This window comes from Pseudomonas sp. NFX15, assembly GCF_049132105.1.
Classification (GTDB): Bacteria; Pseudomonadota; Gammaproteobacteria; order Pseudomonadales; family Pseudomonadaceae; genus Aquipseudomonas.
In genome coordinates this window covers 1-17,659 of sequence record NZ_JAFMPV010000030.1, presented here as the reverse complement: position 1 = coordinate 17,659, position 17,659 = coordinate 1, and the positions used below count along the sequence as shown (strand labels likewise).

Below are 17,659 nucleotides of genomic sequence, written 5' to 3'. Positions count from 1 at the left end.
CGCCACAGGGACGTTGACCTCAGCGCAGCGCACCGTTTCGCCGACTACACTCGCAATGGACTCCCGCTACCCAGTTCTTTCACGTCAAGGACCCGACCATGCAAGTGAAAGCCCTGACCGCCGCCCTTCTGTGTTGCCTGCTGCCCACAGCCAGCCAGGCGACCAACCTGATGTTCATGCCGTTCGAAACCGTGCTGTCCAAGGCCCTGCTTGCCGGGCGGCTGGATGGCAGCGTGAAGTTCTATCTGGCGGGCAACGGTCCGATCACGAACCAGCAGATGCTGCGCACAAACGTGGTCAGTGACTGGCCCACCAATGTTTCCAACAAGAGCGATTTCGATGCCTGTGAGTGGGCAGTGCAATCGACGCTGATCGAGTTGCAGGAAGAGGCCAAACGGGTCGGGGCGAATGCGGTGACCAACATTGTGAGTTACTACGATCAGCATGCGCGCAAGGACCTGAACACCTATGAGTGCCGGGCCGGGGTGTTTGTGGCGAGGGTGGCGTTGCGCGGGGATTTGGTGCGGGTGCCGTAGTTGGCCTGATGTTTGGGCGGTGTTTGGGAGGGCGCCTTCGCTGGCAAGCCAGCTCCTACAGGGGTTCACACCGCAGGTCCTTTGGGAGTGAGCCTGCTCGCGATTGACGGCGTAGCCGTCACGGCGTCAACGGCTCGACCTTGCGCGTCAGCAGTTCAACAAACGCCTTCGCCATCGCCGACTTCTGGTCCTTGCGCTGCACCAGCCACACCGCCGAAACGGCCGCCGGGTCGAGCAACGGTCGATACACCACGCCGTCGATGCGCATCCGCTGATAAGACGCTGGCATCACCGAAACGCCAAGCCCCGCCGCCACCAACCCGATGATGGTCATGGCCTCGCCAGCCTCCTGGGCGAAGTGAGGGCTGAAACCGACGTCGCGGGCCAGGCTGAGCAACTGGGCGTACAGCCCGCTGCCGTAGCTGCGTGGGAAAAACACGAACGGTTCGAGGGCGAGGGCTGACAGGAACAAGCCCTCTTCACTGCCGTTCACCAAGGGATGCTTGAATCAGTTTGCTTTCAGCGACGCCGGCGCGACCGGTCTGCTCGTCGACGACTTGCAGGCTGTTACGCGCCTTGATGAATCCCACTTTCACTTCCTGCCAGACAAAGTAATTTTTGCCCGCTTCTGCGGTGAGTTTCAGTTCCGAATCGTTTTCTGCCGAAGAAACCAAGGTCTGCTGACCGGCTGGAACCGAAAGCATCAGATAAGATTTGGCGACGGTCTGGCCTACAGGCTTGCCGTTCAGCGCCACTGGCATTTTCACGCCAGCGCCCATGCTTTCGTTGCGATACACGTAGATGTGGGCTTTATCCCGGGCAACCTGGAATGTTTTGGCCTGAGCGTCCTGGCTTTCGTCCGCCATTTTTACCGAAGCACAACCACCAGTCAGAGCGGTCAGTGCCAGCAAAGTGGTGAAGGTTAACTGTTTGAACATCCTGTTTCTCCGTAGTTTTATGAATGCAGAAACAGTTATCGGCCGAGCCGGATAAGGCTAAATGCCATCAATCAAAAACCACTCAAAAAAACGCTCACCAATGCCAATTGTGTGGCCAACTGAAATGAAAAAGGCGCCTTATGGGCACCCATTCGCAAATTGATTGCCTTGGTACTTGATTCAATCCCTCACGTACTGGCGTGCAACTTGAGTCCCAACGCCTTGATGACTTTCAGAATGGTGCCGAACTCCGGATTCCCCTCACCCGATAATGCGCGGTAGAGGTTTTCTCGAGAAAGTCCCGCATCACGGGCGACCTGAGACATGCCGCGAGCTCGTGCAATAGTCCCGAGAGCCTTGGCGATGAATGCTGGATCATCTCCCGCTTCCTCCATGCAAGCGTCCAGATAGTTAGCCATGTCCTCTTCGGTCTTGAGGTACTCGGCAGAGTCCCAGCGAGTGAATTGTTCAGTCATGGGTTTTGCTCCTGCCAGGATTTCGCAATAAGTCTGGCTTGTTTGATGTCGCGAGGTTGGCTGCTTTTGTCTCCACCACACAGGAGAACGATCAACTGACGGCCTTGTTGCATGAAGTAGATCCGATACCCAGGACCATAGTCGATTCGTGCTTCACTCAATCCTTCTCCGATGGCTTTGACATCTCCAAAATGCCCGTCAGCCATGCGGTCAATCCGCACCTGAATACGCATCCTGGCGCGGCTATCGGCCAGCTTTGTTAGCCAGCCTGAAAATGTAGAACTTCGAAGGATCTCCGTCATGCGCAAAGTGTAGCGCTTGAGCTACACCTGCTCAATACCGAGTTCTGACCATTCGATGTTCGGTAGTCAGAGCAAACCATCGCAGACAGTCACGCCTTCAACGGCTCAACCTTGCGCGTCAGCAGTTCAACAAACGCCTTCGCCATCGCCGACTTCTGGTCCTTGCGCTGCACCAGCCACACCGCCGACACCGCCGCCGGGTCGAGCAACGGTCGATACACCACGCCGTCAATGCGCATCCGCTGATAAGACGCTGGCATCACCGAAACGCCAAGCCCCGCCGCCACCAACCCGATGATGGTCATGGCCTCGCCAGCCTCCTGGGCGAAGTGAGGGCTGAAACCGGCGTCGCGGGCCAGGCTGAGCAACTGGGCGTACAGCCCGCTGCCGTAGCTGCGTGGGAAAAACACGAACGGTTCGAGGGCCAGGGCTGACAGAAACAAGCCCTCTTCACTGCCGTTCACCAAGGGATGCTTGGAACTGAGCACCGCGACCAGCGGCTCGCGCATTAGCTCGACCACGCTGAGACAATCCGGCAACCCGAGCGGGCGCATGATCCCGACCTCGATCGACTCGTCCACCAATGCATCGGCCACCTGGGTACTGCTCATTTCCCGCAGGTTCAAATGCACCGCCGGGAAGCGCTGGCGAAACGAGAAAATCGCCTGGGGAATGGTCGAGTTGAATGGCGCCGATGAAGTGAAGCCGATTTTCAGTTCGCCCAACTCGCCCAGTTGCGCCCGCCGTGCGACATCCGCGGCTTTGTCGACCTGCGCCAACACCAATCGCGCCTCTTCGAGGAACAGCCGACCGGCCTCACTCAGCTCGACCCGACGATTGGTACGTTCGAACAGCCGGGCGCCGACTTCCTGTTCCAGCGCCTGGATTTGCTGGCTCAGCGGTGGCTGGGAGATGCCCAACACCTGTGCGGCGCGGCCGAAGTGCAGTTCTTCGGCGACGGCAATGAAGTAGCGCAGATGACGCAATTCCATAAAAACCCCATTAGGTCGTCAAAGCTATCAAACAGGTCGAACAATATATTGGATTGAATCATTAGCCAGCTATATGCTTTTTTCATTGCCTGACCGGCCGCGTCCTCCGAGGTCCAACGTGAAAACTGCTGTCGCTCCACTCGCCCACGAAATCGCCCCTGCCACGCAGCCCGATATCGCCACTGAGCTGGCGCAGATCTACATTGAAAAAGGCACGCCGGCGTTCATGCGCACGGTGTTGGCGTTGTTCTGCGGCGGCTTCGCGACCTTCGCCCTGCTCTACTGCGTGCAACCGATGATGCCGATGCTGTCCCACGAATACGCGATCAACGCCGCGCAAAGCAGCCTGGTCCTGTCTGTGGCCACCGGCATGCTCGCCCTCGGTTTACTGATCACCGGCCCGATCTCTGACCGCATCGGGCGCAAGCCGGTGATGGTCGCCGCGCTCTTCGCTGCCGCCCTGTGCACCCTCGCCAGCGCCATGCTGCCGAGCTGGCACGCGGTACTGGCAATGCGCGCGTTGGTCGGGTTGTCATTGAGTGGCTTGGCGGCGGTTGCCATGACCTACCTGAGCGAAGAAATTCACCCGCAGCACATTGGCCTGGCGATGGGCCTGTACATCGGTGGCAACGCGATTGGCGGGATGAGCGGGCGGTTGATTACCGGGGTGTTGATCGACTTCGTCAGCTGGCACACGGCGATGCTGGTGATCGGTGGACTGGCCCTGATCGCGGCCGCGGTGTTCTGGAAAATCCTGCCGGAATCGCGCAACTTTCGCTCCCGCTCGCTGCACCCGCGCAGCCTGCTCGACGGCTTCACCATGCACTTTCGCGATGCCGGCCTGCCGCTGTTGTTTCTCGAAGCCTTTGTGCTGATGGGCGCGTTCGTCACGCTGTTCAACTACATCGGCTATCGCTTGCTGGCCGAGCCTTATCACCTGGAACAGGCCTTCGTCGGGATGCTCTCGGTGGTGTACCTGTCGGGCATCTACAGTTCGGCGAAAATCGGCGCCCTGGCGGACAAGCTCGGTCGTCGCAAAATGCTCTGGGGCACCATTGCACTGATGATTGGCGGCCTGGCCCTGACGATGTTTACACCGCTGGCGCTGGTGATCATCGGCATGCTGGTGTTCACCTTCGGCTTCTTCGGCGCCCATTCGGTGGCCAGCAGCTGGATCGGCCGTCGCGCCACCAAAGCCAAGGGGCAAGCGTCGTCGCTGTACCTGTTCAGCTACTACGCCGGCGGCAGCATCGCCGGTACGGTGGGCGGCGTTTTCTGGCACATGGGCGGGTGGAATGGGATTGGCGCGTTCATCGGCGCGTTGCTGGTCGTGGCACTGCTGGCGGCGTTGAAACTGGCAAAGTTGCCGCTGCTGCCACAGCACGCTTCGACTACCTGAGCACCAACCGCGCCTCCAGGGCGTCGTCGCGCTTTTCCAGTGTAAGGCTTTGCAGCGCGACACCGCTGCGCTCAATACCGTCGAGCCACTGCATCAACGGTTGCGCGTTGCCATTGACGGTCACGCGCAGCCACTCGCTGTCGCTTTCCATCTGACGAATGTCCAGCCCCGCCGTCGCGGCGCTGTCGCTGATGCGCAGTGACAGCGGTTGATGGGTGTCGACGGTGACATGGCTGCGCGGTGAAGCCCGCTGCAATTGCACGGCGAGCGCGACCTGCTGTTGATACTGCCGCTCGACGGTTTCCAGCCGCTGTCGGGCCGGTTGCCAGATCAGACTGAACGCCACAACGGCCAACAGAAAAAATCCCAACATCTGCAACAGTCGTTGTTCGCGCCCGGAAAGGCGCCGCCATGCCTGTTTCATGCCTCGTCCTCCACGCTGAGGGTGGCGTGCACCCGGTCAGCGACTTTGTTTGCACTATCAAGCCGCACGGGCATGCCTTGTTGCCGCCCACGTTCACGCAATTGCTCAAGCTCGGCGAAGCTGCTGGCCGTCAGCTGGATTTTCCAGCCTTCGCCGGCCCGATACTCGATGCGCTGGACCTCGACCGGGCTGGCGCCGATCACCTGTTCAACCAATTGAACCAACCCCGCAATCCGCGTGTTTTGCGCCTCGACGGGTTGGTTTTGCAGGGCCTTGAGTTGTGCAGCCATATCGACGATGCGGCCCTGATCGGGGTAAAGCGTTTTGAACTGCTGTTCGTTTTTGCGGGTGAGATTTACCACCTCGCTATCGAGGAAGCGGATTCGCGTCTCGCTGGCGCCCCACGCCAGTAGTGCCAACATCAACATCGCCAGTGCGCCGCCACGCCAGGGCAGGCGCTTGCCACGCGGGGCGAACGTGCCTTGCAGCAGGTTGATAGCCTGGGTCCGACGCTGGGTCAGGCGTTGATCGAGGGTGGCCCGATCCTCACGGTCGTCCAGGCATGGCAGGTCCTTGGGCAATCGCGGGGCAAGCAGCATCAGATCGTCTGGCGACAACGCCAGCCGTGCAGACTGACCACCGCCGAGCAACCAGCGACCGAACCACCAGGCACCGCCCGGCTGATCGCCAAACAAGACATCGGCATCGACGAGCACGGCACGTATCTCGACGTTTGCCTCGCGTAGCACATCGAGCACGGCGGCCAATCGTTCGCGGCCGATGACCAAGACCGGATAGCAGCCATCCCGGTCACGTGCGCCAACGCTCAGATGCACACCCTCCAGCGCTTCACTCAATTGCTCTTCCACGGCAAACGCCAGGGCCTGGGCCTCGGGTTTGCGCCGGGTCGGCCAGGGCGCGCTGCGCACCCAACTGCACGTTTCAATGGGCAGCAGCACATCGACCGCCCGCCCCTGCACTGCCGCAGCCGCTTCATTCAACGGCATCGGCTGGCGTTCACCGGTAGCGGACCACAGCACGCACGGCCAGAGGGTCGAAGGCGCGTCCTGACCTTCCGCGGTCAGGTAAAGCCAGGTATTCATTGCGAGCTCTCGGGGCGGGTCATGGGAAGAAAACGTCGTTGCAGGACCGTCATTTTTTGAGTCTCGGGGTCATGCCCGACATCCGTGGAAAGGCGCAGTTCGCGCCCGTCCCGGCTGACCCGAACAGTGATCCGATACCAGCGGCTTTGGGTGCCGAGCCCATGACTGCTCAAACCCCGTCCGGCGAGCAATGGGTCCTGCGTAAACGCCTGGACGCTCGTCCAAGGTGTCGTGATCGCCTGACGTGCCAAAGCGTCGGCGGTCGTGGCGTCCACTTCACCTAGCGTGCGCAGCAGCAGGGCCGGTGCGGTGTTGATGTTCAAGGCTGTATCGGTCGGCAGCATCGCCACCCAGGGTTCCAGCCGCTGCAACAGGTGAGCGTCAACACCTGGCAGCAAGCGCAGTTGGCTCAACTCGCGAAGCGCTCCGACCTGACTCAATTGCACGGGAGGAAGATCCAGCAGCTGCAGAAACCGCGCCCATCGGTTGAGCGTGACTTGATCGACCTGCCCCTGACGCAACAAGACATTGAGATTGAAGCGCCCCGCGAGGTCGTCGATGTCGACACGGATCTGCGCATCGTCAATCTCCAAGCTCGGCGCCATGGCCGTCCAGCCTTGCATTCGCTCGACGGGTTTCTTCGAGTCCTGTAGCGCGTCCCGTAACAACCACAACGCCCAGGTTTCCCCGCCTGAGGCGAGTTGGCGCAACTGAATCTGCTGCAGTTGTTGCCCACTGCTTTGCAACGACAGGTGATGGCTGCGCAACAGCCCTGCGGTGATCAGCAGCGCCAGGCTCATGACCAGCAACACACTGATCAAGGCGATGCCGCGTTGACGACCACTCACGGCCATGCCCCCGGCAACGGCAACACTCGACGAATCGATTCGAAACGTCCGACCGAGATTTGCAGCGACAGCGCCATGGGTGCCTTGGTGTCCTGCCCGGATGCCCAATCGGCCACCCAACCAGACTGTCGGTCGTACAGGCGCCAACTCAACTCATGAACACCTTCGAGCAGTTTTTGCCGTTGCACGAGCTGCGTGTCTTCGCCATGGCTTTCACGCCACAGCACGCCATCGTCAAGTCGATAGGTCAGCGCCTGGTGCTCACTGCGCGGCTGGTCCAAAGGGTTGCGCCAATGACTGCGCTGGAACTGCAACAGCGGCGGTGCAAGCATGATCGGCTGTGTGGTGATGTGCAGCAGGTCGCGCTCGATCACCGCCATGGCCCGTTGCAGGATCCTCAATTCGCGCTCATGCGCCGTCGCGCCTTGCTGCACCCGCAGCACGCTATCGAACAGACTCCAACTGGCCAGCCCCAATACCGCGAAAATCGCCAAAGCAATGACCAGCTCCAGCAAGGTGAAACCGCACTGCCTATTCATGATCGGCAGGTATCCAACCACTGGCCCGATGCAAGGCATGGGCACTGTTCACCGGGCTGACCTGGATGTCGACCTGAAGCAACCGCGGATCGCCGGTGACACTGATCTGTTGATGCAGCACCCAATCGCGTTGATCCATCGACACCACTTGTTGTTGCTGGCCTGCCTGCAACCCCGATTGCAGGCGCAATTCGTTCAGGCGGTTGTCCGCCAGCCACGCGGCGAACAGCCGTGCCTCAACGGCGCCGCGCTGCTTGATCACGAATTGACTGGCCGACAGCACGGCAGCGGCCAGGGTCGCGAAGACCGCCAGGGCCACCATGATTTCCAGGAGCGTGAAGCCGCCCATGGCCGATCGGGATCGTCGGCTAGCCATCAATCACCACCGCACCGATGCCATCGCCGGACAGACTCAGCCAAATCCTGTTGCTGGACTCGAAGGTCAGGGTGAAGGCACTGGTTTCATCGTTGCTGAGCATCAGCAACTGCGGTGGGCCTTCGTCGGCCCCCAGGCTGATCGCATAGCCCTGCTCCCGCAAGCGCGGACGCACACCCTGCGGCCAACGCGACAGTGCCGCCACCGACTCCCAGCCGCGAATACCCAGGCGCATGACGCGGTAGCCTTCGGCGCTCAGCCGCAGCCCATACTCCTGGCCTTCGAACACCGCATGCTGCCGCAATTGATCAATCACCTGCACCATGGCGTCAGCGTCCTGCCGAACCTGTCGCGCCGGGTTGGCGCCTGATGCAAGGCTCACCATGCCGAGCAGCACGCCGACCAGGACTATCACGACCATCAACTCCAGCAAGGTAAACCCTCGGCAGTCCCGCCTCTTCACTCAGTCGCCCCAGTTGCCGATGTCGGCGGCAAAGCCCTCGCCGCCCACCACGCCATCGGCGCCCAGCGAGTACAGGTCATAACCAACGCTGGGCGCTTTCACCCCCGGATTGAGGTACTGATAGGGCGTGCTCCACGGGTCGACCGGCATGCTCTTGAGGTAACCCTGAGGGTTCCAGTTACGCGCCGCCGGCAACCCGGAAGGACGCTTGACCAGCGCTTCCAGGCCTTGCTGGGTCGACGGGTAATGGGCGTTGTCGAGGCGATACATTTCCAGTGCAGTGGCGACGGCCTGCAAATCGATTCTGGCGGCGGTGACCTTCGCCTGATCGGGACGGCTCATGAACTGCGGCACCACGATGGCCCCCAGCACGCCGATGATGACCACCACCACCATGATTTCGATCAGCGTGAAGCCGCGTTGCCGGCGCAAGGTTTTTTCAGAGGCAGGTTGCATGGATCAATTCACCAATTGGTTGAGGCTGAGAATCGGGAGCAGGATGGCCATGACGATCAGCAGCACGACGCCACCCATCAGCACCAGCATCGCGGGTTCGAACAGGCTCACCACCAGCGCAATGCGCGCGGCGAGGCTGCTTTCCTGTTGTTCGGCAGCGCGGCCGAGCATGCGGTCGAGTTCGCCTGCCCGTTCACCGCTGGCGATCATGTGCAGCATCATCGGCGGGATGTCGCCACTCAATTCCAGGCCACGGGTCAGGGTCCCGCCTTCACGCACGGAACGGGCGACATCGGCCATCCGCGCGCGAATAGCCAGGTTGCCGATGACCGCTGCTGCAATTTCCAGCGCATCCACCAGCGGCACCGCGCTTTTGCCAAGGATCGCCAAGGTGCTGGCAAACCGTGCGGCCTCCATGGCGCGCAGCACTTCACCGATGACCGGCGCCTTCAGCAGCCACCGGTGCCAGCGCAGCCGCCACGTCGGCTGGTGCCAACTCCAGCGCCACAGGCCGAACACCATTGCCAGCGTGCACATCAACAGCAGAAAATGCTGGCGCAGGCCGTCGCTCACCGCGATCAGCGCCTGAGTCAGCCAGGGCAACGGTTGGCCACTGTCGACGAAAATCTTCACCACGTCGGGCACCACATATCCGAGCAGAAAACCGACGATGGCCACGCTGGCCGCCATCAGGATCACCGGGTACACCAGGGCCATCTGGATCTTTTGCCGGGACGCCTGGCGGGCCTGGGTGTATGCCGCCAGTTGTTCGAGCACATGCCCCAGATGCCCCGAGCGCTCGCCGGCCGCCACGGTGGCGCGGAACAGTTCGGGGAAGGCCCTGGGAAATTGCCCAAGTGCCGAGGCCAGTGCGTGGCCTTCCATGACACGGCTCCTGACCGCCGACAACAAGCCTGCGACCTTGCGTTTGGCGCTTTGTCTGGTCACCGCTTCCAGCGCTTCTTCCAGCGGTAAACCGGCCTGGACCAGCGTTGACAGTTGCAACGTCAGCAGGGCCAGATCCGCCGCACTCAAACGCCCGCCACGGGGTGGCTTGCCCCGGCGATGACGGACGTTCACTTCGTTCAGTGCTCGCGGCCACAAGCCGCGCTCACGCAACAGTTGCCGCGCATGACGAGGACCGTCGGCTTCCAGTCGCCCCTTGCAGGCGCTGCCTTGGGCATCGTGGGCGCGATAATCGAAGGTCGGCACCGGTCAGTCCTCCTGGGTCACACGGAGCAATTCGTCGAGGCTGGTCAGCCCGTCGAGCACCCGCTGGCGACCGTCCTGAAACAAGCTGCGCGAGACCTTGCGTGCTTCGTCGACGAGGGCTCGCTCACTGGCGCCCTGATGAATCAATGCGGCGATGGCGGGTGTCACGCCGATGAGTTCGTAGATGCCGATGCGCCCGCGAAAACCGTGCTGGCACTGCGCACAGCCCGAGGCCTTGAACAGCGTGTACGGCGTAGCGGTGTCGAGCCTCAGGCGCTGACAGGTGACCGCGTCGGCCACGTACGAAACCTTGCAATGCGAACACAAGGTGCGCAGCAGACGCTGCGCCAGAATGCCCACCAGCGAGGACGCCAGCAGGTAGGCATCGACACCCATGTCGACCAGCCGCGTGACCGCACCGGCCGCGCTGTTGGTGTGCAAGGTCGAGAGCACCAGATGCCCGGTCAATGAAGCCTGGACGGCGATCTCGGCGGTTTCGCGATCGCGGATCTCGCCGACCATCACCACGTCCGGGTCCTGGCGCAAAATGGCCCGAAGGCCGCGGGCGAAGGTCATGTCGACTTTCGGATTGACCGGCATCTGGCCCACACCGGGCAGGTGATATTCAATCGGGTCTTCGACGGTCAGGATATTGCGGGTCTGGTCATTCAGGCTGCTGAGTGCGGCGTACAGGCTGGTGGTTTTACCGGAGCCGGTCGGCCCGGTGACCAGCAGGATGCCGTGGGGTTTGCCGAGCAACTGGCGCAGGTCCGCGAGGGTATCGTCCGGCATGCCCAACCGCTGCAAGTCCAAACGTCCAGCCTGTTTATCAAGCAAGCGCAGCACCACCCGTTCACCGTGAGCCGACGGCAACGTCGAGACCCGTACATCCACCTCATGGCCGGCCAGGCGCAGGGCCATCCGGCCATCCTGGGGCACACGCTTTTCCGCAATGTCCAGGCGCGCCATGACCTTGATCCGCGACACCAGCAACGTCGCCAGCTCGCGTTTGGGCCTGAGCATTTCACGCAGTTGGCCATCGACCCGCATCCGCACCGACAGGTACTGCTCGAAGGTTTCCAGATGCACGTCGGAGGCGTGCTCGCGCACCGCTTCGCCAAGCAGCGCGTTGATCAGGCGGATGATCGGTGCGTCGCCCTGTTGCTCCAGCAGGTCGGCGGTTTGCGGCACCTGATTGACCAGGCTGAGCAAGTCCAGTTCTTCGTCCAGCCCTTGGGCAACCTGCTCGACTGCGCTTTGCCCTTCGCGATAAGCCGTGGCCAGGCGTGCGGCGTACTCATCGGCGTCGACGATCACCAATGGCAGTGCAGGGCCGCACACCCGGCGTGCCTCGGCCAACGCGCTGAACGGCGCATCGGCACGCATGACAAGGCGCAGAGTGTCGCCTTCACGCGCCAGCAACACACCAAAGCGCCGGGCGAAACCGAAGGGCAACTGCTCGCACTGACCGCTCATGGCTTCACTGCGCCTTGCCGCGCAAATCGAACACGGGCGCGTCGCTGGTCGGCTCGAACAAACCGCGTGCCTCGGATGGCAGCAACAGCGAGTTGTTTTCCCCCGCCCCTGATTTGCTCAGGTCACGCAGCGCGTTGTAACGCTGCTGGCTGACCTGGGACAGGTCTTCCTTGCTGCGCACGATGGTCGGGCGCAAGAACACCATCAGGTTGCTTTTGGTCTGGGTGTCGCGGCTCCAGCGAAACATCGCGCCGAGGTAGGGAATGTCACGCAGCAGCGGCACACCGCTTTTCTGCGTGCGCACACTGTCGCGGATCAAGCCGCCGATCACGATGATTTCGCCGTCATCGGCGAGGATGGTGCTTTTCAGCGCACGCTTGTTGGTGATCAGGTCGGAGGAATCAATGCCAGACACCGACGGCGCGATGTCCGACACTTCCTGCTCGACCTCCAGGCGCAGCGTCGAGCCTTCGTTGATGTACGGTTTGATCTTCAGGCTGATGCCGACGTCCCTGCGCTCGACGGTGGTGAACGGGTTTTCCGCGCCGTTGCTGTTGGTCGCGTAGGAACCGGTCTTGAACGGCACGTTCTGGCCAACGATGATTTCCGCCTCCTGATTGTCCAGGGTCAACAGGCTCGGCGTGGACAACAGGTTGCTGTGGGTGTTGCTGGCCAGCGCCGAAACCAGCGCCCCGAAGCGGTCGCTGCCCAGTTGCAGGATCGCCCCTTCCGGTGCCGAGCGTTGTTCGTCGAACTTCAGCCCGCCGACAATCGGGATGTCGGTTCCGGGAAAGTTGATAAAGCCCTTGGCGTCGCCCGTGTTGAGGTTCCACTGCACACCGACCGCCTCGGCGATGTCGCCGGAGATTTCGACGATGGCGGCATGGATCAGCACCTGGGCCCGCGGCTGGTCCAGTTGGCGCACGATGTTTTCGATGGTGCGCACCTGCGCCGGTTCGGCGATAAGCACCAGTGCGTTCTGGCTTTCGTCAGCCTTGATCATGAAGGACGCACTGCCAGAGGTGTCCTTGTTGCCACCCACGGCAGGCGTCGGTCTTCTGCCCTGCCCCATCGACTCGAGGATCTCGGCCAACTGCCTGGCATCGCTGTGACGCAGGCGAATCACTCGGGCATTGTCGAGGGTCGTGGTGGCCGGTGTATCCAGCCCTCGGGCCAACTCGATCAAGCGTTGGCGTACGACGGGCGGGCCAATGAAGATCAGGCGATTGGTCCGGGTATCGGCCAGTACCTGTATCGCTGATTCGGCATTGCGCTTGCCCATCGACGCTTCGATCACCGGTGCGACATCGCCGGCGTGGGCATGCTGGAGCTGAACCACCGCATGCCGGTTGTTTTGCCCCGCGTCCAGTTCGCGGATCACCCGCGCAATGCGTTTCACATTGGCGGCCGTGTCAGTCAGCACCAATGCATTGGCCGACACCGAGGGGCCGACATAGCCATTGGCTGACACCAACGGCCGCACCAGCCCGGCAATATCCGAGGCGCTGCTGGTGTTCAAGCCGATGACTTCAGTGACGAACTGCGACGCCGTGGTGGTTTTCAGCGTGCCCTGGCCGGCCCGGGTCCTGGCCTCGGCAACGGGCGTGATGAGGATGCGGTCGCCCTCGTCGATCACCGTAAAGTGATGGGCGTCGAGCACCGAATAGAACAACCGGCGCACCCCTTCGCGATCGAGGGCCTGCCGGGACATGACCGTGACTCGACCGGAGACTTTTGGGTCGAGCACCACAGTGGTTCCGAGAATGTTGGAGATCTCTTCGACGATGTCACGCAACTCGGCGTTGTTCATTGCCAGTTGCCATTTTTCTTGCTCGGCCTGAAGCGTGCCGTGGGAAAGCGTTACCGCCATGGCGACGAAAAGAATCACCGATCGCAGTACTTGTGCACCGAGAAAGCTATTCATGTACGTGATCACTCTGTCGACCCGGCATGCGGGCTAAAAAAACGCTGAGAGACGCTGGGCACTCGGGGCTTGCCGTGAGGGTCGAGCCGTTGCAGAAAACCCGAATCGGGAGGCTGCAGCGTCAATAGTTCTTCCCGGCCCTTGCTCCACAACACCGCATGATCGGCCTCGATGCGACGCAAGACGCTGCCGCCCGGCAAGCGCTCGCCGACCTGGTAGATGCGCGCGCCTTGCGAGTCCGCCAGTAGCACCCGGGACAAACCGTGGGTGACGACGAAGCTTGCCTGCAAGGTCAATGGTTCCTCGCTCGGCCGCAATGGGGTACCCGTCGTCAAACCAAGCACCGTTGCGACCGCCGTTGCGTCGAGCGCTTGACGGGGCACGGGAGCGGTTCGCGCCGTTTCGAGCGGTGTGGGTAACACCAGCTGCTCGCGATAACGCCACTCCTGCCAGCCCAGGAATGCTCCGTAGACCAACGGCACAACCAGCAGGCTCGCCTTGCTCAGAAGCAAGGCAAGTCCGGTCAGACGTTGGCGCGAAAACCTCACCATGAGCTCACTCAAACCGCCCGGAAGCAGGCTTGCCGCACCGCAAAGACATCCGTCGCAGCACCCGGTGGTTGCAAGCCTCATGCACGACGACGGCGCCGACGTGCGCCGCCAGCAGCAGCGACAACACCACACACGCCCCTGTGTGGACCGTGACGAACAACTCGATCAGTCGGGGATTGCTCAACGGTTGAGCGATCTCGACAACCCCGAATACATTGATTGGGCGATCCATCATCAGCACGCCGGTCACCAGAACGGCACCGACGGTGAGGTAAATCGATGTGTGCACGAACAGCGCGAGCACTTCAAATAGAGACAACGATCTCATCCCCGAAAAACGGGTATGAGTGAAAAACAGAAACAACCGCCATACATAAAAGGGCATGAACACAGTCGTTAGCGAAACATTGAAGAAGGCAACCGTCTCCTTGATGTGCGCAGACACCTTGAAACCGGCCACATAAAATCCCGACAGCAAGGTCCACAGGATCACCGCCGCCGACAACCAATGCAGCAGCACGCGCTGTCTGGAATAACCCGAAACCGTCATTTTCAACTCGATCAACATCAGAGGAATAGAGCTTCAGGCGACCGGACAGCGATCACCTGAAGTGCTACGAAGGGGACTTACAACTTGTCCCACGCCATGTGCCAGTGAGCACCGACACCCGGCTCGAAACCGTTGGCAGTCGGGCTGTACTGCTTGCAGTAGCCGGACTCCGGGAAAGGCTTGCACTCGAAGACTTCGTTGGTCTTCGGTTGCAGTACTTTGGTACCCGCGGTGTAGTCGCCCAGCCCTTCAGGGAATACGAAGTCGTAGTCGACGCCCGCGCCGTCACCGGTCAGTTGGGTCGTCTGGGTGTCCTGGCGAGTGGTGCGGCCATCCAGCGTCGTACCAACCAGCGTCAGGGTATGGGCGCCCGGGTTGCTGCGCACATCCAGGGACAACCACGTGGAACCACTGGTGACCTGTGCCGAGGTGGTGCCGACCGGTTTGTTGTTCTGGTCGAACAAGGTCGCCTCGACGTTCATCGCCCGGTTGGAAATCATGCTGAACTCGACCTTGGCTTGGCCTTTGTCCAGCACGTACTCGGCTTGCTGAGCGGCCACCGACATGCGCGCCGCGGCGTCTTCCTTCATGTCCAATTGCACTTCGTAACGCACGATGCCGCTTTCTTTCTGGGCATAGAGGCTGTTGGTGCCTTTGACCGGGACAACGTTGCCGCTCTCGTCACGGATACCGGCGCGAACGAGGGTGTGGGTCTGGTTGATTTTTTCGGCGAGATTGAAGGACCAGTTTGGCGGCGAGCCTTGTTCAGCATTGGCGATGCTGATTTCTGCGCTGTAGTCCGGGTTTTCGCCGTTGGCCGTGAAGGCGCGGGCCTTGACCTTGTCCCCTGCCAGCAATGCGGTCGCGGGTGCAATGCTGCCCACCGAGGACCAGCCGCCTGGCAATTCAGGTTCGGCGAGGATGTTGACATCAGCCGCGTTGTAGAACGCAGCGTCGGTATCACCGACGGTCCAGATGGCCAGGATTACGTGGTGACCGGACTTGTCAGCCGGGATTGTGCAGTTGTGCTTGGCACCCGACTCCGGCTTCTGGTTGCCGCCGTCGATGGTGCAGAACGGTGTGCTTTCGAAGGTCGCGCGCTTGAGCGCCTCGTTCGGGTTCCAGCCGTTGCGGCTAATGAAATATTCGTGCTTGGTGGCCGGGTGGACTGCGGTGTATCGCCATTGGAAATCGATGTTGCGATCCTTGATTTCCGTCAGGTGCCAACGGGTGGCGGACTGTGCGTCCATAGCGGAGAACAGCGAGTGGCCGCCGCTGGCAATCTTGCCGTCGACCGGCCCCTGCAAAGGAGCACCGCCGACACCGGCCGGGAAGCCCTTGAAGGTTTCACCGACACTTTGCGGCTCGTACTGCGCGCCACCGCAGTGGGTGTTCAAGCCTTTCTGGCAAGCCAACGCGCGCGAAGGCGGCACTTCCAGAAAGCCATGGGCGGAAACGATTTGCGAGGCCAGCATGGCCGATAACAGGATCATCGACGAGGTGCAGGCGGTGAGCGCACTTCTTTTATCAAAGGTTATTTTCATGATGTGTTCCAGACTGCTTATCGAAAACAGGGCGCCTTGTGGGCAGCGATGTTTGCTTCGTGGCTGTTCCGCGTCATACCGAACAGGGGTCTGGAACCTTACGTGGATGAGGAAAATTTCTATGTAGGAGGAATCGTTGAGTCGGGCAGGAATAGTCTGCTAATTCAAATATCTGACACGAAGGGAAAATACTCATACAGACAGAAACGCTTTATCCGATAGTGTTTCTGCAGTGCATAAAAAAGCCTGTGCGGCACGAGGCGGGACAGGCTTCTGGACAGCGGTTTTGACCGTTATTCGTGGTATTGCGCCGACAACTCATGCACCGCGCGCAGGAACGCGCCGGCGTGTTCCGGGTCGACTTCCGGCGTGATGCCGTGACCGAGGTTGAACACGTGGCCGCTGCCTTTGCCGTAGCTGGCCAGGATGCGCCCGACTTCAGTGCGAATAGCATCCGGTTTGGCGTAGAGCACGGTTGGATCCATGTTGCCTTGCAGCGCGACCTTGTCGCCAACGCGGGAACGGGCACTGCCGATGTCGCAAGTCCAGTCCAGGCCCAGCGCATCAGCGCCGGCATCGGCGATGCTTTCCAGCCACAGGCCACCGTTCTTGGTGAACAGGATCACCGGCACCTTGCGACCTTCGTGTTCGCGGATCAGGCCGCTGACGATTTTCTTCATGTAGGCCAGGGAGAATTCCTGGTAAGCCGCTGCCGACAGGCTGCCGCCCCAGCTGTCGAAAATCTGTACCGCTTGCGCACCGGCCATGATCTGGCCGTTGAGGTAGCTGGTGACCGTCTGCGCGAGCTTGTCCAGCAACAGGTGCAAGGCTTGCGGGTTGTCGTAGAGCATGGTTTTGGTCTTGCGGTAGTCTTTCGACGAGCCGCCTTCGACCATGTAGGTGGCCAGCGTCCATGGGCTGCCGGCAAAGCCGATCAACGGCACACGGCCGTTCAGTTCACGGCGAATGGTACTGACCGCGTCCATCACGTAGCCCAGGTCTTTGTGCGGATCAGGGATCGGCAGGGCTTCGATGTCGGCCAGGGTGCTGACGACTTTCTTGAAGCGCGGGCCTTCGCCGGTTTCGAAATACAGGCCCTGACCCATGGCATCGGGGATGGTCAGGATGTCGGAGAAGAGGATCGCCGCGTCCAGTTGGGGGTAGCGGTCGAGCGGCTGCATCGTGACTTCGCAAGCGAACGCCGGGTTCATGCACAGGCTCATGAAATCGCCGGCCTTGGCACGGCTGGCGCGGTATTCAGGCAGGTAGCGACCGGCCTGACGCATCATCCACACGGGGGTGACGTCTACGGGTTGCTTGAGCAGGGCGCGAAGGAAACGGTCGTTCTTCAGGGCAGTCATGTCGGCATCCGGAAAAAAAGTGCGGGCATTTTCTCAGAGCGCGACGCAAAAGGCACGGTTGCAGGTCAGCCTTTTGTCTATCGGGTCAATTTGTCGCGGTGGAATATATCTTTGCAACACCACAAATCACTGTAGGAGCCGGCTTGCTGGCGATGCAGACGACGCGGTGTATCAGGTACACCGCGTTAT

The 17,659-nt window shown here is 61.2% G+C and carries 19 protein-coding genes and 2 pseudogenes; 2 read left to right on the top strand and 19 right to left on the bottom strand.

The window, feature by feature from the left end; genetic code table 11:
* Positions 1–98: 98 nt before the first annotated feature.
* Complete coding sequence (locus J1D76_RS23785) at positions 99–536, top strand: excinuclease (RefSeq protein ID WP_421140774.1); 438 nt, start codon at positions 99–101, stop codon at positions 534–536.
* Between the two features lie 118 nt (positions 537–654).
* Here J1D76_RS23785 and J1D76_RS23780 read toward each other — a convergent pair.
* From J1D76_RS23780 to J1D76_RS23760, 5 genes and pseudogenes are all read right to left on the bottom strand, one after another.
* A pseudogene (locus J1D76_RS23780) lies at positions 655–1,041 on the bottom strand (LysR family substrate-binding domain-containing protein); the annotation flags it as partial.
* A complete protein-coding gene (locus tag J1D76_RS23775; RefSeq protein ID WP_421140773.1) occupies positions 1,016–1,474 on the bottom strand; it encodes a DUF2846 domain-containing protein in 459 nt (152 codons plus the stop codon). The pseudogene J1D76_RS23780 and the gene J1D76_RS23775, both read right to left, overlap by 26 nt.
* 188 nt (positions 1,475–1,662) lie before the next feature.
* Positions 1,663–1,950, bottom strand: a complete 288-nt coding sequence (locus tag J1D76_RS23770) for an addiction module antidote protein (RefSeq protein WP_421140772.1) — start codon at positions 1,948–1,950, stop codon at positions 1,663–1,665.
* On the bottom strand, positions 1,947–2,252 hold the full coding sequence (locus J1D76_RS23765; RefSeq protein WP_421140771.1) for a type II toxin-antitoxin system RelE/ParE family toxin: 306 nt from the start codon (positions 2,250–2,252) through the stop codon (positions 1,947–1,949). Before J1D76_RS23765 ends, J1D76_RS23770 begins: the two co-directional genes overlap by 4 nt.
* Positions 2,253–2,341: 89 nt before the next feature.
* Positions 2,342–3,244 (bottom strand): LysR substrate-binding domain-containing protein, encoded by a 903-nt coding sequence (locus J1D76_RS23760; protein ID WP_421140770.1) that lies wholly within the window; start codon positions 3,242–3,244, stop codon positions 2,342–2,344.
* Between the two features lie 118 nt (positions 3,245–3,362).
* On the opposite strand from J1D76_RS23760, the pseudogene J1D76_RS23755 reads away from it, so the two are divergent.
* Positions 3,363–4,647 (top strand): annotated as a pseudogene (locus J1D76_RS23755) (MFS transporter); the annotation flags it as partial.
* Here the strand turns inward: J1D76_RS23755 and gspM are convergent.
* The 14 genes from gspM to hemE all read right to left on the bottom strand — a co-directional run bounded on the left by gspM (position 4,636) and on the right by hemE (position 17,470).
* Positions 4,636–5,067, bottom strand: coding sequence for a type II secretion system protein GspM (gene gspM / locus J1D76_RS23750; protein ID WP_421140769.1), 432 nt, complete (start codon positions 5,065–5,067; stop codon positions 4,636–4,638). The pseudogene J1D76_RS23755 and the gene gspM overlap by 12 nt on opposite strands.
* A complete protein-coding gene (gene gspL, locus J1D76_RS23745; RefSeq protein ID WP_421140768.1) occupies positions 5,064–6,170 on the bottom strand; it encodes a type II secretion system protein GspL in 1,107 nt (368 codons plus the stop codon). Before gspL ends, gspM begins: the two co-directional genes overlap by 4 nt.
* A complete protein-coding gene (locus tag J1D76_RS23740) occupies positions 6,167–7,018 on the bottom strand; it encodes a general secretion pathway protein GspK (RefSeq protein WP_421140767.1) in 852 nt (283 codons plus the stop codon). The genes gspL and J1D76_RS23740 overlap by 4 nt, the downstream gene beginning before the upstream one ends.
* Entirely contained in the window at positions 7,015–7,557 is a 543-nt protein-coding gene (locus J1D76_RS23735; protein WP_421140766.1) for a type II secretion system protein GspJ, read from the bottom strand. Before J1D76_RS23735 ends, J1D76_RS23740 begins: the two co-directional genes overlap by 4 nt.
* Positions 7,550–7,933, bottom strand: coding sequence for a type II secretion system minor pseudopilin GspI (gene gspI / locus J1D76_RS23730; protein ID WP_421140765.1), 384 nt, complete (start codon positions 7,931–7,933; stop codon positions 7,550–7,552). Before gspI ends, J1D76_RS23735 begins: the two co-directional genes overlap by 8 nt.
* Positions 7,926–8,396: a type II secretion system minor pseudopilin GspH gene (gene gspH / locus J1D76_RS23725; protein ID WP_421140764.1), complete on the bottom strand. Its 471-nt coding sequence runs from the start codon at positions 8,394–8,396 to the stop codon at positions 7,926–7,928. The genes gspI and gspH overlap by 8 nt, the downstream gene beginning before the upstream one ends.
* Positions 8,397–8,852 (bottom strand): type II secretion system major pseudopilin GspG, encoded by a 456-nt coding sequence (gspG, locus tag J1D76_RS23720; protein WP_421140763.1) that lies wholly within the window; start codon positions 8,850–8,852, stop codon positions 8,397–8,399.
* 3 nt (positions 8,853–8,855) lie between these two features.
* Entirely contained in the window at positions 8,856–10,064 is a 1,209-nt protein-coding gene (gene gspF / locus J1D76_RS23715; protein WP_421140762.1) for a type II secretion system inner membrane protein GspF, read from the bottom strand.
* Positions 10,065–10,067: 3 nt separating this feature from the next.
* Entirely contained in the window at positions 10,068–11,540 is a 1,473-nt protein-coding gene (gene gspE, locus J1D76_RS23710; protein ID WP_421140761.1) for a type II secretion system ATPase GspE, read from the bottom strand.
* 4 nt (positions 11,541–11,544) lie between these two features.
* Positions 11,545–13,464: a type II secretion system secretin GspD gene (gene gspD, locus J1D76_RS23705; protein WP_421140760.1), complete on the bottom strand. Its 1,920-nt coding sequence runs from the start codon at positions 13,462–13,464 to the stop codon at positions 11,545–11,547.
* A gap of 8 nt (positions 13,465–13,472) precedes the next feature.
* Positions 13,473–14,015 carry a hypothetical protein gene (locus tag J1D76_RS23700; RefSeq protein WP_421140759.1) on the bottom strand — a complete coding sequence of 181 codons (543 nt, stop codon included), beginning with the start codon at positions 14,013–14,015 and terminating at the stop codon, positions 13,473–13,475.
* A 4-nt stretch (positions 14,016–14,019) separates the two neighbouring features.
* Positions 14,020–14,583, bottom strand: coding sequence for a cytochrome b (locus tag J1D76_RS23695; protein ID WP_421140758.1), 564 nt, complete (start codon positions 14,581–14,583; stop codon positions 14,020–14,022).
* Positions 14,584–14,642: 59 nt separating this feature from the next.
* Positions 14,643–16,109, bottom strand: a complete 1,467-nt coding sequence (gene gbpA, locus J1D76_RS23690) for an N-acetylglucosamine-binding protein GbpA (protein ID WP_421140757.1) — start codon at positions 16,107–16,109, stop codon at positions 14,643–14,645.
* Between the two features lie 293 nt (positions 16,110–16,402).
* Positions 16,403–17,470 carry a uroporphyrinogen decarboxylase gene (hemE, locus tag J1D76_RS23685; protein WP_421140756.1) on the bottom strand — a complete coding sequence of 356 codons (1,068 nt, stop codon included), beginning with the start codon at positions 17,468–17,470 and terminating at the stop codon, positions 16,403–16,405.
* Positions 17,471–17,659 lie beyond the last annotated feature (189 nt).

What these genes read in the sequence shown, in the direction of transcription:
- J1D76_RS23735 (WP_421140766.1), bottom strand. Translation starts at nt 7,557, where the DNA reads ATGAATAGGCAGTGCGGTTTCACCTTGCTGGAGCTGGTCATTGCTTTG.
- J1D76_RS23700 (WP_421140759.1), bottom strand. Translation starts at nt 14,015, where the DNA reads ATGGTGAGGTTTTCGCGCCAACGTCTGACCGGACTTGCCTTGCTTCTG.
- J1D76_RS23770 (WP_421140772.1), bottom strand. Translation starts at nt 1,950, where the DNA reads ATGACTGAACAATTCACTCGCTGGGACTCTGCCGAGTACCTCAAGACC.
- gspL (WP_421140768.1), bottom strand. Translation starts at nt 6,170, where the DNA reads ATGAATACCTGGCTTTACCTGACCGCGGAAGGTCAGGACGCGCCTTCG.
- gspI (WP_421140765.1), bottom strand. Translation starts at nt 7,933, where the DNA reads ATGGCTAGCCGACGATCCCGATCGGCCATGGGCGGCTTCACGCTCCTG.
- hemE (WP_421140756.1), bottom strand. Translation starts at nt 17,470, where the DNA reads ATGACTGCCCTGAAGAACGACCGTTTCCTTCGCGCCCTGCTCAAGCAA.
- J1D76_RS23785 (WP_421140774.1), top strand. Translation starts at nt 99, where the DNA reads ATGCAAGTGAAAGCCCTGACCGCCGCCCTTCTGTGTTGCCTGCTGCCC.
- J1D76_RS23695 (WP_421140758.1), bottom strand. Translation starts at nt 14,583, where the DNA reads ATGTTGATCGAGTTGAAAATGACGGTTTCGGGTTATTCCAGACAGCGC.
- gspE (WP_421140761.1), bottom strand. Translation starts at nt 11,540, where the DNA reads ATGAGCGGTCAGTGCGAGCAGTTGCCCTTCGGTTTCGCCCGGCGCTTT.
- gspG (WP_421140763.1), bottom strand. Translation starts at nt 8,852, where the DNA reads ATGCAACCTGCCTCTGAAAAAACCTTGCGCCGGCAACGCGGCTTCACG.
- J1D76_RS23760 (WP_421140770.1), bottom strand. Translation starts at nt 3,244, where the DNA reads ATGGAATTGCGTCATCTGCGCTACTTCATTGCCGTCGCCGAAGAACTG.
- J1D76_RS23775 (WP_421140773.1), bottom strand. Translation starts at nt 1,474, where the DNA reads ATGTTCAAACAGTTAACCTTCACCACTTTGCTGGCACTGACCGCTCTG.
- J1D76_RS23765 (WP_421140771.1), bottom strand. Translation starts at nt 2,252, where the DNA reads ATGACGGAGATCCTTCGAAGTTCTACATTTTCAGGCTGGCTAACAAAG.
- gbpA (WP_421140757.1), bottom strand. Translation starts at nt 16,109, where the DNA reads ATGAAAATAACCTTTGATAAAAGAAGTGCGCTCACCGCCTGCACCTCG.
- gspD (WP_421140760.1), bottom strand. Translation starts at nt 13,464, where the DNA reads ATGAATAGCTTTCTCGGTGCACAAGTACTGCGATCGGTGATTCTTTTC.
- gspM (WP_421140769.1), bottom strand. Translation starts at nt 5,067, where the DNA reads ATGAAACAGGCATGGCGGCGCCTTTCCGGGCGCGAACAACGACTGTTG.